General features: G+C 69.2%; 10 protein-coding genes and 1 pseudogene. 9 read left to right on the plus strand and 2 right to left on the minus strand.

All coding sequences use genetic code 11. The features are described 5' to 3' along the window. Positions 1-37 precede the first annotated feature (37 nt). The 7 genes from BM349_RS04140 to BM349_RS04170 all read left to right on the plus strand — a co-directional run bounded on the left by BM349_RS04140 (position 38) and on the right by BM349_RS04170 (position 10,700). The gene (locus BM349_RS04140; RefSeq protein WP_091703284.1) at positions 38-1,426 is read left to right on the plus strand and encodes a pyridoxal phosphate-dependent decarboxylase family protein; all 1,389 of its coding nucleotides are present in this window, start codon (positions 38-40) and stop codon (positions 1,424-1,426) included. 139 nt (positions 1,427-1,565) lie between these two features. Beyond that, positions 1,566-4,712, plus strand: coding sequence for a S8 family serine peptidase (locus BM349_RS04145; protein WP_091703288.1), 3,147 nt, complete (start codon positions 1,566-1,568; stop codon positions 4,710-4,712). Positions 4,713-4,841: 129 nt separating this feature from the next. Continuing rightward, entirely contained in the window at positions 4,842-5,681 is an 840-nt protein-coding gene (locus tag BM349_RS04150; RefSeq protein ID WP_091703292.1) for an SDR family NAD(P)-dependent oxidoreductase, read from the plus strand. A gap of 74 nt (positions 5,682-5,755) precedes the next feature. Then, the gene (locus BM349_RS04155) at positions 5,756-7,765 is read left to right on the plus strand and encodes an oxidoreductase (protein ID WP_254773722.1); all 2,010 of its coding nucleotides are present in this window, start codon (positions 5,756-5,758) and stop codon (positions 7,763-7,765) included. A 21-nt stretch (positions 7,766-7,786) separates the two neighbouring features. Beyond that, complete coding sequence (locus tag BM349_RS04160; RefSeq protein ID WP_254773723.1) at positions 7,787-8,431, plus strand: M23 family metallopeptidase; 645 nt, start codon at positions 7,787-7,789, stop codon at positions 8,429-8,431. Positions 8,432-8,549: 118 nt separating this feature from the next. Beyond that, on the plus strand, positions 8,550-9,353 hold the full coding sequence (locus tag BM349_RS04165) for a M23 family metallopeptidase (protein ID WP_091703302.1): 804 nt from the start codon (positions 8,550-8,552) through the stop codon (positions 9,351-9,353). A 63-nt stretch (positions 9,354-9,416) separates the two neighbouring features. Continuing rightward, positions 9,417-10,700, plus strand: coding sequence for an MFS transporter (locus BM349_RS04170; protein ID WP_368086663.1), 1,284 nt, complete (start codon positions 9,417-9,419; stop codon positions 10,698-10,700). 6 nt (positions 10,701-10,706) lie between these two features. Here BM349_RS04170 and BM349_RS04175 read toward each other — a convergent pair whose 3' ends face one another. Further along, a complete protein-coding gene (locus tag BM349_RS04175; RefSeq protein WP_091703307.1) occupies positions 10,707-11,762 on the minus strand; it encodes an SDR family NAD(P)-dependent oxidoreductase in 1,056 nt (351 codons plus the stop codon). 49 nt (positions 11,763-11,811) lie between these two features. Between BM349_RS04175 and BM349_RS04180 the strand changes: the two genes are divergently transcribed. Continuing rightward, the gene (locus BM349_RS04180; RefSeq protein WP_091703309.1) at positions 11,812-12,381 is read left to right on the plus strand and encodes a TetR/AcrR family transcriptional regulator; all 570 of its coding nucleotides are present in this window, start codon (positions 11,812-11,814) and stop codon (positions 12,379-12,381) included. A gap of 36 nt (positions 12,382-12,417) precedes the next feature. Continuing rightward, entirely contained in the window at positions 12,418-12,747 is a 330-nt protein-coding gene (locus BM349_RS04185; RefSeq protein ID WP_091703314.1) for a DUF7882 family protein, read from the plus strand. Between the two features lie 173 nt (positions 12,748-12,920). Here BM349_RS04185 and BM349_RS04190 read toward each other — a convergent pair. Beyond that, positions 12,921-13,211: pseudogene (locus BM349_RS04190) on the minus strand (hypothetical protein); the annotation flags it as partial. Positions 13,212-13,266: the final 55 nt, after the last annotated feature.

The raw sequence follows: 13,266 nt of genomic DNA on the forward strand, positions 1-13,266 counted from the left end.
GCGGCCCGAGCCCAGCGTCCGCGAACAGGAGAACACCATGACCCACGCGTATCAGCCCGACCACATGCACGCGATCTCGGAAGACACCCGTGACACCGTCGACGAGGTCCTGCACTACGCGCGCCGCCGCGCGCTGTTCCAGAACGTCCCTCTCGACAAGGCGATGTCGCCCCGCGACCTCGAGCGCTTGGCATCCGGCTCGATCACCGCCGACGGCATCGGCGCTCGTCGGGCGATCGGCCTGTTCGAGAACGTGCTCGCCCCGGCGTGCATCTCCACCGACCACCCGGGCTATCTCTCGTTCATCCCGTCGGCGCCGACAAAGGCCGCACTCGCCTTCGACGTGGTCGTATCGGCATCCGCCATCTACGCCGGCTCGTGGATGGAAGGCGCCGGCGCGGTGTTCGCAGAGAACGAGGTGCTGCACTGGCTCGCCGCCGAGTTCGGACTGCCCGAGGGCGCCGGTGGAGTGTTCGTCCAGGGCGGCACGATCGGCAACCTCTCGGCCCTCGTGGCGGCACGCGACGTCGCCCGTCGCCGCAACCGGGCGGCGGGCCGCGTCGACCCTGCCCGCTGGATCATCGTCTGCAGCGCCGAGGCGCACTCCTCGATCGCCTCGGCGGCGGCGGTGATGGACGTCGATGTCGTCACCGCGACTCCGGATGCCGGGGGTCGGCTTCACGGCGACGCGGTGACCGCCGCCCTCGACGAACACGGCGCCGCGGTCTTCGCGGTCGTCGCGACCGGAGGCACCACGAACTTCGGGATCGTGGACCATATCGCCTCGATCGCCGCGGCGACCCGCGGCCGCGACGTGTGGCTCCACATCGACGGCGCCTACGGGCTCGCGGCGATGCTGGTCGATCGGATGCGGCCGGTGTTCGAGGGTGTCGGCGAGGCCGACTCCGTCATCGTCGACCCGCACAAATGGCTGTTCGCGCCGTTCGACGCGTGCGCCCTGATCTACCGCGACCCGACGGTCGCCCTGGCCGCGCACACGCAGAAGGCCGAGTACCTCGACACTCTCACGGAGTCCGCGGACTGGAACCCGTCCGATCTGGCCGTGCAGCTGACGCGACGGGCGCGAGGGCTGCCGCTGTGGTTCTCCCTCGCGACCCACGGCACCGAGCACTACCGCGCAGCCGTGGACAGCGGCATCCTGCTGGCGCAGCGCATCGCCGACGAGATCACGGCACGCGAGGGCCTGTCGCTCGTGCGGGATCCCCAGCTGTCGGTGGTCGTGTTCCGGCGGGAGGGATGGACGGCCGCGGACTATCAATCGTGGTCGAACCGATTGCTGGAGGAGCAGAAGGCGTTCGTGGTGCCGAGCTCGCACGCGAGTGAAACCGTGCTGCGGTTCGCGATCATCAGCCCGCTCACGACGTTCGAAACCCTCACCGAGATCCTCGACACGCTCGCCGTATAGCAGGACACGAGCGCGCCCGGCAACACCGTTGCCGGACGCACATGCGATCCATAGACTCGACCCCGCTGGCTTTCAGCCGTGTGACGGACCGAGACGTCCGACATGCGTCGTCAGGACCTCACATCCCCCCAGGAGTGTCATGAATCGTCGCCTTCGCACCCTCGTCACCGGCCTCGTCGCCGCTGTCGCGGTCCCCGCACTCGTGTTCGGCTCGTCCGCCGCATGGGCTGCCGATCCGGTTTCGCCGCCGACGCTCCCCGATGAGGTGACGAGTGACGGCGGCGACTGGACGCCGCCTGAGCCGCGAGGGCTCGCGGACAGCCTGAAGCGGGCGAGCGGCACCGTCGAGGTGACAGTGCGCCTCGCCGAGCCCACGATCGCGGAGACCGTGCCCGAGGGCGCCGTCGCCGAGGGCACCGTGCCCGGCAAGGCCGACCAGAAGGCGAAGAAGGACAAGGTCACGGCTCAGCAGGACGAGTTCGTGACCGAGGCGAGCGACCTCGGCGCGACCGAGCTGGGCCGCACGGATCTCGCGGCCAACCTCGTCGCCGTGTCGGCGGACGCAGGACAGCTCGAAGAGATCGCGGCGCTTCCCAACGTCATCTCTGTGACGCCGATCCGCACGTACGAGACCCACGCGACGACCCAGGACGACGCTGTGCAGTCCGGCAGCCTCGCCCAGGCGATCGACTACGTACAGGCCCGGCCGCTGCACGAGGCAGGATTCGACGGCACCGGCGTGAAGGTCGCGGTGCTCGACTCGGGCATCGACTTCACCCACTTCAACCTCGGCGGACCCGGTGATCAGGCCGTGACCGACGAGTGCTTCGCCGGAGCCGCGGCCGCGGTCGCGGGCGTGTGCGCGACGCTCTTCGGCGACAGTGCGCCGAAGGTGAAGGGCGGGTACGACTTCGTCGGCGAGACGTGGCCGACTGGTGCCCGCCTCGAGGATCCGAACCCGATCGATGCGGGCAGCGATGCGGGCCACGGCTCGCATGTCGCCGACATCATCGGCGGTCGCAGCGCCGATGGCACCCACTTGGGAATCGCTCCGGGAGTCGACCTGTACGCGGTCAAGGTCTGCTCGGCGGTCTCCACTTCGTGCAACGGCGTCGCGATGCTGCTCGGCATGGACTGGGCGCTCGACCCGAACGGCGACGGCGACATCTCGGACGCCGTCGATGTGGTCAACATGTCCCTCGGCTCGTCGTACGGGCAGGAGCAGGACGACTCCTCGCTGGCTGCGAACAACCTCGTGAACGCGGGCGTGGTCGTGGTCGTGTCGGCGGGCAACTCCGCCGACCGCCCGTTCATCGTCGGTTCGCCCTCGACCGCCCCCGGCGTGATCAGCGTCGCCCAGACGTCACTGCCGGATGACCTGCAGTGGGTGATCCAGCCGGATGCCGGTCCCACGATCACCAACGCAGTGCTCCAGTCGTGGTCGCCGGCGCCCACCGCGCCGATCACGAGCGCATTGGCACGTCCGGCAGGCATCCTCGGCTGCAGTCCGGCTGACTTCGCGGGCTTCCCCGCCGGGGCCGTCGCGCTCGTCTCGCGCGGATCGTGCAACGTCTCCGACAAGGCGGTGTTCGCCCAGGGTGGGGGCGCCGTGGCGGTCATCATCTACAACAACGCACCGGGTGACCCGCCGAGCTTCAGCTTCGGCAGCACCGTGCCGGTGACCGTCCCGACGTTCAGCATCTCGCAGGCGGACGGGAACGCCCTCATCGCCTCCGGGGCGACCAGCGTCACGATCGATCCCGCTCAGGCGATCTCACTGACCAACACCATGGTCGGCACGTCCAGTCGCGGAACGACCGTCGGCGACCACCGGGCCAAGCCCGACATCGGAGCCCCGGGTGCCTGGCTCTCGGCAGAGACGGGCACTGCGACCGAGGAGACGAACTTCGGCGGCACGTCCGGTGCGGCTCCGGTCGTCTCCGGCGCAGCCGCGCTGCTGCTCGACAAGTTCGAGGGCGCGACTCCGGCAGTCATCAAGGCACGTCTGCTCAACGGTGCCGACAGCAGCAACCGCACCCCGACCGCGGACGGGTTCATCACGACCCCGATCTCCCGCATCGGGGCGGGCGAGGTGCGTGTCGCGCCATCCGCGGACGCCGTCGGTGTCCTGGCGGTTCCGGGAGTCGGCGGCAACATCGGGCTCGGCATCCCGTCCGTGACGAAGACGTACAGCACCGACGTGGAACTGACCCTCTCGAACACGTCCGATGCGAATCGCAAGTACTCCCTCACGGCGAGCTACCGCGAGGAGGCAGACCAGGCCAGCGGGGCGGTCTCGATCAAGATCGCGCCGAACACGGTGGTCGTGCCGAAGGGGAAGACCCAGAAGATCAAGGTGCAGGTGACGATCGACGGATCGAAGCTCGCGGACTGGCCGTTCAACTCGGTCGGCGCGACCGGCGGCACCGGCTCGCTGCTGAACGGTCCCGAGTTCGACGGCTGGATCACGGCGACCTCGGACAGCGAGAGCGTGAAGCTCGGCTGGACCGTGCTGCCGAAGAAGGCGGCTGACGTGAGCACGTCCTCGTCGCTCAAGCTGAAGAACGGCGCGGGCACCCTGAAGCTCAAGAACGGGTCGTTCGTCGCCGCCGGACCGACGGAGATCTTCGCGCTGACCGGGACGAGTCCGGAGCTTCCGGATCCGGCGCCGGGCGAGCCCGGATCGCCGGGCAGCAACGCCGCGATCATCGACCTCGCCGCGGTCGGAGTCCGCCAGCCCGCAGTGGACGTGCTGCAGTTCGCAATCGCCACGTACGATCGACGCACCGTGCTGAACTACCCGGCCGAGTTCGACGTCTACATCGACTCGAACAACGACGGCACGGATGATTACGTGCTCTACAACGCCGAAGTGGGCGGATTCGCCGTGACCGGGCAGACCGCGGTGTACGTGGCGAACCTCAGCACCGGGGCGTCGACGGCCTACTTCTACGTCGACGGCGGGTTCAACTCGGCGACGCAGATTTTCACGGCGCCGCTCGCGGCGCTCGGGATCGCGCAGGGTCAGACGTTCGGGTACAGCGTGTACGCCTTCGACAACTACTTCACCGGCGCCGCCACCGACGCCATCGAGGGGCAGTCGTTCACGGCCGGCGCGTCGAAGTACACGCCGTCATCGGGCGCCGTGACGGTTCCGGCCAAGTCGGGCATGACGGTGAACGTCCAGGCGACGGGCTCGACGGCGACCTCGACCCAGACCGGGCTGCTGCTGACGTACCGCAGTGCCGCGACGACCGACTTCGCGGTGGTGCAGATTCCGCAGTAACGGCGGGAGGGACGCGAGGGCCGAGCGCACTGCGCTCGGCCCTTCGTCGTGTGGACCATGACTCCCGTGCGCACGAACCGAGTCGTCCGGACGGCCCCGGCGGCGGCATCCCGTGCAAGAGTCGAAGGGATGAGCAGCGCATCGCACGCGAAGACGATCGTGATCACCGGTGCGAGCGATGGGATCGGGGCGGCCGCGGCGCGCCGGCTGAGGGCCGGCGGGCACTCGCTCGTGCTCGTGGGCAGATCTCCGGAGAAGACCCGGCGGATCGGCGAGGAGCTGGCGTCCCCGTACTTCGCGGCCGACTTCGCCGATCTCGGCCAGGTGCGCGCACTCGCCTCCGACCTCGCATCCGCCTGCCCGACGATCGACGTGCTCGTGAACAACGCAGGTGGCATCTTCGGCGATCGCCACCGCACCCGGGACGGATTCGAGAAGACCCTTCAGGTGAACCATCTCGCACCGTTCCTGCTGACGAACCTGCTGATGCCCACGCTGCGTGCGAGCGGGGCGAGCGTGATCAGCACCTCCAGCGTCGCGGCGCGCCTGTGGGGTCGCATCGACATCGACGATCTGAACAACGACCGCAGGTTCTCGGCTCGCAAGGCCTACGGCGACTCCAAGCTCGCGAACATCCTCTTCACGAAGGAGCTGCATCGGCGGTTCCATGCCGACGGCCTGGCCGCGGCGGCGTTTCACCCTGGGCCGGTCGCGACGGGTTTCGCGACCGGGTCGACGAGTCTCATGCGCTGGGTCTACCAGTCACCGCTGCGTCACGTCGCCGGGTTGATCACGCCCGACCAGGGTGCGATCACGCTCATCTGGCTCGCCGAGACGACGCCGGGTGCGGACTGGGAGTCCGGGGAGTTCTACGAGCGGCTGCAGATCGCGGGGACCAGCCCGCAGGCCGCGGATGCCGAGCTCGCACGTGAGCTCTGGGACCGCAGTTCGCGGCTCGTCGGCCTCTGATCAGGCGCGGGCACCCGGTCATCGCGGGCGCGCCGGATGGATCCGGCGGTGCGGCTGGGGCCAGGATGAGATCGGTGACCATCGACACGAGCCACGGATCGCCGCTCTTCGCGCCGCTGCGGATCGGCGGCATCACCGTGCCCAATCGCATCATGCAGACCGCGCACTCGAAGCAGTACTCGGACCGCACCGAGTCCGCGCGCGAGACGGCCTATTTCGTCCGCCGTGCGCGTGGCGGGTGCGGCCTGTTCGTCGCGGGCAACCACTTCGTGCATCCGTCGGGATCGATCCGGGGCTTCGAAGACGCGTTCCGCCCGGAAGCGATCGGCTCCGATCGGCGCATGACCGACGCGATCCACGAGGCCGGCGCGCGCGTGTTCGTCCAGCTGAACCACCACGGCGCGCAGGCCACACCAGACGGCCCGGACGGTCCGCGCGCGGTATATGCGCCATCGCGCATATTATCGCCCTCCACGGCGCACGCGACCCGTGAGATGAGCGTCGCCGACATCGACCGGTTCACCGCATCCTGGGCCGCGTCCGCCGGGATCGCCCAAGAGGGCGGCTTCGACGGTGTCGAGATCCACATCGCGCACGGATATCTGCTGCACCAGTTCCTCTCGCCGCTCTACAACGCACGCAGCGACTCGTACGGCGGAGACCTCGACGGCCGCACGCGATTCGCCCGCGACGTGCTCGCGGCCGTGCGCGAGCGGGTCGGCGAGGACTTCGTGGTCGGCATCCGCATCGTGGCGAACGAGTTCCACCCGCAGGGGATGGATGCCGCCGACCTCCGCGATGCGATCGCGATGCTCCGCGGCTCGAACCGCATCGATTTCCTCGATCTGGCCGCGGGCGGCTACCACAACGTCCACTACGTGTTCCCGTCGGACGCGATGCCCTACGCGTGGATGCGCGACGAGGTCGCAGCGGCGAAGTCCGCCAACCCCGACATCCCGGTGTTCGGAGTCGGCGCCGCGATCAGCGTCGAGCAGGCCGAAGAGGTGGTGCGCGACGGGATCGCCGACATGGTGGCCCTCACCCGCGCGCAGATCGCCGATCCGGACCTCGGGCTCAAGCTCCGGGATGGGCGCGGAGACATCCGGCACTGCATCCGCCTGAACCAGGGGTGCCTGGGCCGGGGCAGTCGCGGCCTCGCGATGTCGTGCACCGTGAACCCGCTCGCGGGTCGTGAGCTGGATCGCGCGCCACGCCCCGCGACAGCCGCGCCGCAGCGCTGGATCGTGGTCGGCGGCGGACCGGCCGGAATGCGCGCCGCGGTCGAACTCGCGACGGATGGCCACGCGGTGACGCTCCTCGAGCGGGATGCCGAGCTCGGCGGCCAGCTGCGTCTGGCTCGCGCCGTGCCGGGCCGCGAGAGCATCGGCCTGCTGATCGCGGATCTGCACCGTGATCTCACTGCGGCCGGCGTCGACGTGCGGCTCGGGACGGAGGCGACGGCCCGGACTGTGCGGGAGCTCTCCCCGGATGGAATCGTGCTGGCGACCGGTGCGTCCGCGCCGAGGTCGACCTCGTTGGCGATCGGCGGGGCGTACCGAGACGGATTCCCGGCGCTGGGAACCGTGGACGCGTTCGCCGCGGCATCCGATCCGGCGATGCTCGGCCGGAGGATCGCGGTGATCGACGACGACGGCACCGCCTACGCGTCGGGCATCGTGCTCCTGCTGCTCGAGGCGGTGGACGAGCTCACCTTGATCACGCCGTTCGAGACCGCGTTCCCGCATGTCGGCGCGGGCTACGATCGACCGCTCCTGTTCGAGCGTCTCACCGCCGGCGGCGGTTTCGATCGCGTGGTCTCGCATCGCGTCGATCAGGTGACCGACAGTGCCCTCACCGCGACCGACCAGCTGACCGGACGCACCACTGTGGTCGGGGCGCTGGATGCGATCGTCGCGATCGAGCCGCGCAGCCCGGTGAGCGTCACCGGACTCGATGACGAGGCCGCAGGGCCGCGGATCGTCGCCATCGGCGACGCGTTCGCGCCCCGCACGATCGACGCGGCGATCTTCGAGGCGGTGGAGCTCGCCTATGACATCGCGGGACTCGCGAGTCTGCGCGGCTGAGGCGACCTGATGCAGCCGGTCATGCTGGAGCTCCCCTTCCGCGGTCGGTGGCGCGCGGAGATGAGTCCCGCCTCGAGGGTGCCGAGTCACGGCACCGATCTGTTCGGCATCACCTACGCGATCGACTTCGTCGGCGTCCGCGAGGACGGACTGTCCGCACCGCGCACATGGCGGGCGGCGCTCTCGTCCGAACCTCCCGAGACCTTCGCGGGTTTCGGCCGCCCGATCCTCGCGCCCGTCGCGGGGACGGTCGCGGCGGTCCACGACGGCGAATCCGACCACGTCGGGCGCCGCTCGCCGCTGAGCCTCATCCCGTACATGCTCGGCCAGGGGGCGCGCATCCGCGCCGGCATCGGGGCCATCGCGGGCAACCACATCGTGATCGCCCTCAGTCCCAGCGGGCCGTTCGTGGGGCTGGTCCACCTGCGTCGCGGGACCGCGCAGGTGGCCGTCGGCGACGTCGTCGGGACCGGCGAGGAGCTCGCCGAATGCGGCAATTCCGGCAACAGCACCGAGCCGTGCCTCCACCTCCAGGTGACGGACTCCGTCGAGTGGAACTCGGCCCACGGCATCCCGATGTCGTTCCGTGCGTACCGCAGCGTTCGAACGGGCGCGACCGTCGAGAACGGGATGCCGGCCGAGTCGGAGATCATCGAGGCAGTCTGAGGCCGTGCGCGGCAGTGAGCCTGCGCGCGGACCCCTCGTGTATCACTGACGGCGGGTCTAGCCTCTCCACCGAAGACAGCCGCGCGACCGCACGGCTCATCGAACGAGGGAGGAGCCAATGGCATATATCCGACCCGTCGGGGACATCTTCATCTCCGACAGCTGGCAGGGGCACATAGACAGACCCACGCCCTCAACCGAGCCCGGCGTCGATTACGGCTGCGGATCGGGCACCGCGGTGCATGCGCCGGCGGATGCAGTCATCGTCGAGACCCACGACTCGCCGTCAGGCGGCGGAGGTCGAACGATCATGCTGCGCACCGGGGGCGACTGGCATCGTGCCCTGCACCTCTCCGAGATCCATGTGCGGGAGGGGCAGAGCGTCAGACAGGGCGACGTGATCGGCCTCTCGGGTGCATCTGCGAACGGCAGTGAGACCTTCTTCGGCCCGCATCTGCACTGGACGTTCTGGCGTGCGCGGGGAGAAGACAACCCACCGGTTCCGGGGATCTCCGGAACGGATGATTTCGAACGATTCGTCGGGCTCAACAGGACCGGGCCCGCAGGTTTTGCAATGGAGGATGACATGTTCAACGACGAAGACCGGGCTCTGCTCACCACGGTGCGCAACGCGATCATGAACACCCACGCAGGCATCTGGTCCGGCGGTCGAGCGACCATCGACGGCCAGGTCTCGGTGTTCAACTACGGCGTGCTGCCGATCGTGGCGCACAACCAGAACCTGATCGCCAGGCTGTCCGGCCAGGTCGCCGCGCTGCAGGAGGTCGTGAATCAGCTCACCAGCACGAACAACGTCGTGCTGGATCAGGGTGCGATCGACGACGCCGCGACTCGGGGCGAGGACTTCGCCCGCGGCGGCCTCACCAACGAGGTCGTGACGAACGAGCCCGACGTCCCCTGATCGGCCCTGCTCGACCCCGCGGACCGCTCGAACCAGCGAGCGGTCCGCGCTGGTGGATTGCCGGTGGGGCCGGGCCCTGCGCGAGGTCTCCCGGCCGCCTACGATCGGACTCATGTGCGAGCGACCGTGCGACGGCGACCCCGCATGAGCGCGTTCCGTGCGAGTGCCGGGCACGAAGCCGGTTTCTGGATCGTCGCGGCCGTGTTCCTGACGACCATGGCCTATTCGACCGTGCCGACGCCGCTGTACCCGCTCTACGAGAAGGCCGACGGCTTCCCGGTGAGCCTCGTGACCGTGATCTACTCCTCGTACGCGGTCGGAGTGATGCTCAGCCTGTACTTCGCAGGTCATGTGAGCGACTGGCTCGGCAGACGGCGGATGCTGCTCGTCGCCGTCGGGATCTCGATCCTCTCCGCCCTGATGTTCCTCCTGTGGCCCGAGTCGCTCGGGCTCATCGGCGCGCGGCTGGTGAACGGGGTGAGCATCGGCATCCTGTCGGCGACCGCGACCGCGCACTTGGGGGAGCTGCGCGCGATCGCCAAGCCGCAGGAGAGCATCGCGTTCGCGACGTCGGTGGCCGGCGGGGCCAATCTCGGCGGCCTGGCGCTGGGTCCGCTCGTCGGCGGACTCCTCGCCGAGTTCCTCCCCGATCCGCTCGTCATCCCGCACATCCTCTTCCTCGTGCTGCTCATCCTCTGCGCGCTTGCGCTCCTGATGGTGCCCGAGACGGTCGTGCCGCCGAACGAGCGGCCCCGCTACCGGCCCCAGAAGCTCTCGGTGCCGCGCGCCAATCGGACGATCTTCCTGGTCGCGGCGTTCGGCGCGTTCGCGGGATTCGCCGTCTTCGGACTCTTCAGCTCCCTGGTGCCGACCTTCCTCGCAGGGACGTTCGGCGACCGCGACCACCTGCTCGCCGGAGTCGCCGTCTTCGCGATCTTCGCCTCCGCCGCAGTAGGTCAGCTCGCACTGGCCTCGCGACGCCTGCGAACTCAGCTCACGATCGCGATCGCCGCCTGCGCGGTGGGCCTCACACTCGTCGCGGTCGGCGCCCTGCTTCCGCAGGTCGCCCTGTTCCTCGGCGGCGGTGTCATCGCAGGACTCGGTGTCGGCGTCCTCTTCCGCGGCGCGATCGCGACCGCACTCGGCATCGCCGAACCGGGTCATTCCGGTGAGACGCTCGCACTGCTGTTCCTGATCGCGTACGCGGGTCCGGTGATCCCGGTGCTCGCAGTCGGCATCGCGCTGGCCTTCGCGCCGCCCGTGGCCGTCCTGCTGGTCTTCGCCGCCGTCGTGCTCGCGGCGACTGTGGTCGCGGGTTCGATCATGCGCCGCCGCGCCCCTGTCTGATCCCGGCTATGCCGCCGACCAGCCGCCATCGCTCGCCATGATGATCCCGTTCACGTTGACGCCGTCGTTGCTGAGCAGGAACGTGATGGATGCCGCGAGCGCGTCGGCTTCGGCCGGATCGGGCATGACCGCCATGGCGGTCTGGATCCGCTCGGCGCCGAGTGGGGAGCCGAAGCTCGCCTCGATGTTCGTGATCGTCGGGCCCGGCGCCACCGCGTTGACCCGGATGCCCGAGGGGCCGTACATGAACGCACTGCTCTTGGTGAGCCCCGCGACCGCGTGCTTCGAGGCCGTGTAGGCGACTCCGGCCGCGGAGCCGCGGAGTGCCGCCTCGGAGGCCGTGTTCACGATGGAACCGCCGCCCTGAGCGAGCATCGCGGGGATCACGGCGCGCATGAGCTTCATCGTGCCGTTGACGTTCACCCGGAAGACGCGATCCCAGACGGCATCCGTCACGTCGCCGACCGGGGTCATGTCGTCCATGATCCCGGCGATGTTCGCGAGCCCGTCGATCGTGTCGCCGGCCGCTTCGATGATGCGGGCCACGCCGGCGTCGTCGGTGATGTCGGCCGTGAGCGAGACGATGTCGGCTCCTGCGTGCTCGGCGACGAACTCGTCCAGGCGCTCCTGGCTCACGTCGACGGCGATCACGCGGCCGCCCTCGCGGGCGATGCGGGATGCGGTCGCGCGGCCGATGCCGGAGCCGGCGCCCGTCACGATCACGGTCTGACCCGTGAAGCGCCCCTGGTCGATGCGCTCGGTCCACTCGCGAAGGGTGACGGCGTCAGCTGCTGAGGGCTCCGCGGGGGCTTCGGGAGCGGCATCCGCACCGGCCGGGACATCGCCGGCGGCGGCGCGGCGGACGAGGTCGTCGAGCATCTCCTGCGTGAACGCACCTCGGCTCATCTTCACGAGCCGCTTGATCGCCAGCCGCTTGATCGGTGCGAACACCTCGGGCGACTGGCCGCCCTGAGCGAGCATGTCGGTGAGGATGGCGTTGCCGACCGGGTCGTCCAGCCATTTGGCGATGGAGGAGTCTGCAGTGAGAGGCGCGGTGCCCATGATGTGTTCCTTTCTACCGGACAACCATGTCCGGTATTAGGCTACACCCGTGCCGACCCCTGAACCAGATCCGAAGCGCCCGAACCGCGGCCCCGCCGCGGGTCCCGGAAATCGGGCAGCGCTCATCGCCGCCGCGCGGGAGGTGTACGCCGACGATGGTCTGAACGCACCGTTCAGCGCAGTGGCGAAACGGGCCGGGGTCGGGCAGGGGAGCCTCTACCGCCACTTCCCCGACCGAAAGGCCCTCGCGGTCGCGGTGTTCGAGGAGAATCTCATCGACCTGGAGGAGTTCACGGCATCGCCCGAACGCACGATCGACGACCTGCTGGACCGCGTGGTGGCGCAGGCGATGGTCTCGACCGCATTCATCGATCTCATCACCGCGGATGTGCACGATCCCCGGGTCGCGCCGCTCGGCATCCGCTTCTACGGTGTCGCCGAGCGGCTGCTCGCCCGCGAGCGGACCCTCGGCCATGTGGGCGCCCATGTCGAGGTCGAGGATGTCATGATGGCGACCGGGATGCTGGCGACGGAGCTCGCCCGGGCCGATCCCGCACAGCGCCCCGAGGTCGCACGTCGTGCGCGCGCGCTGTTCCGCGCGGCATTCGCACCGCGCTGACCCCACGCGCAGGAGGTCCGCGGGTAGGCTCAGTGCATGGGCAGGTTCATCTACGACACCATGGCGAATTCGGTCGACATCGACGATCGGACGCTGGCCCATCTGCGGATCGTCGTGATGAACAAGCTCCGGCGCACCGAGGCGTTCATGTTCGACGTCGAGGTCGGTGACGGCAGCGGTCGGCGAAGCTTCTGGATGCACCCGTCGGTGCCGATCCAGTTCCACTTCTTCGGCAGCCGTCAGCCTCGCATCAATCGCGCATGGATCGAGGATCTGATGCAGGCCGCGAGCGGCCCGAACGGCCTGACGATCACGACCGAGCCTGCAGAGGACGCGCCGGTCGAAGAGACTCAGTCGGCCGGCTGAATCGGAGTCTCGGCCGTCTCGAGCACATTCTGCTCGGTGGTCACGCCGCTGATCGGCACCTCGGTGCCGGCGACGGTGAGCTTGTCGATCGACAGCTCGTCGACGTCGACCTTTCCCACGGACAGGTGGGCGTCCTCGGTCGAGACGAGATCGACGGGACCTGTGTCGAAGTGCTCGGCGATCAGGGTGATTCCGCCCGAGGAGTTCGCCGAGCTGGCCAGCTCCTCGATCCACTCGCGGCTCAGCTCGGTCGGCTCCGGGTCGTCGAAGACGAAGCGCAGCGGGATCGACGGATGCAGCCAGATCGTGCTGCGTCCGCGCGGCTGATCCTCGGGATGCCGCCAGGTGACCGTGAAACTCTCGCTTCGTCGCAGCTTGGTCGCGATGACGACCTTCAGGTGCGCCAGAGCGCGATCATCGATGTGGATCGGTGTTGCCGACCCGCCGTAGTAGATGGTGCCCACGTGGCCACCATAAGCCCCGGACGACCGCGCCCCGGCATCCCTGTGGAAACTCGTC

Source organism: Microbacterium sp. cf046 (assembly GCF_900114345.1).
Taxonomy (GTDB): domain Bacteria; phylum Actinomycetota; class Actinomycetes; order Actinomycetales; family Microbacteriaceae; genus Microbacterium.

Excerpts from the sequence above, each read along its gene's own strand:
- BM349_RS04150 (WP_091703292.1), top strand. The coding sequence starts at position 4,842 with ATGAGCAGCGCATCGCACGCGAAGACGATCGTGATCACCGGTGCGAGC.
- BM349_RS04185 (WP_091703314.1), top strand. The coding sequence starts at position 12,418 with ATGGGCAGGTTCATCTACGACACCATGGCGAATTCGGTCGACATCGAC.
- BM349_RS04140 (WP_091703284.1), top strand. The coding sequence starts at position 38 with ATGACCCACGCGTATCAGCCCGACCACATGCACGCGATCTCGGAAGAC.
- BM349_RS04165 (WP_091703302.1), top strand. The coding sequence starts at position 8,550 with ATGGCATATATCCGACCCGTCGGGGACATCTTCATCTCCGACAGCTGG.
- BM349_RS04175 (WP_091703307.1), bottom strand. The coding sequence starts at position 11,762 with ATGGGCACCGCGCCTCTCACTGCAGACTCCTCCATCGCCAAATGGCTG.
- BM349_RS04160 (WP_254773723.1), top strand. The coding sequence starts at position 7,787 with ATGCTGGAGCTCCCCTTCCGCGGTCGGTGGCGCGCGGAGATGAGTCCC.
- BM349_RS04145 (WP_091703288.1), top strand. The coding sequence starts at position 1,566 with ATGAATCGTCGCCTTCGCACCCTCGTCACCGGCCTCGTCGCCGCTGTC.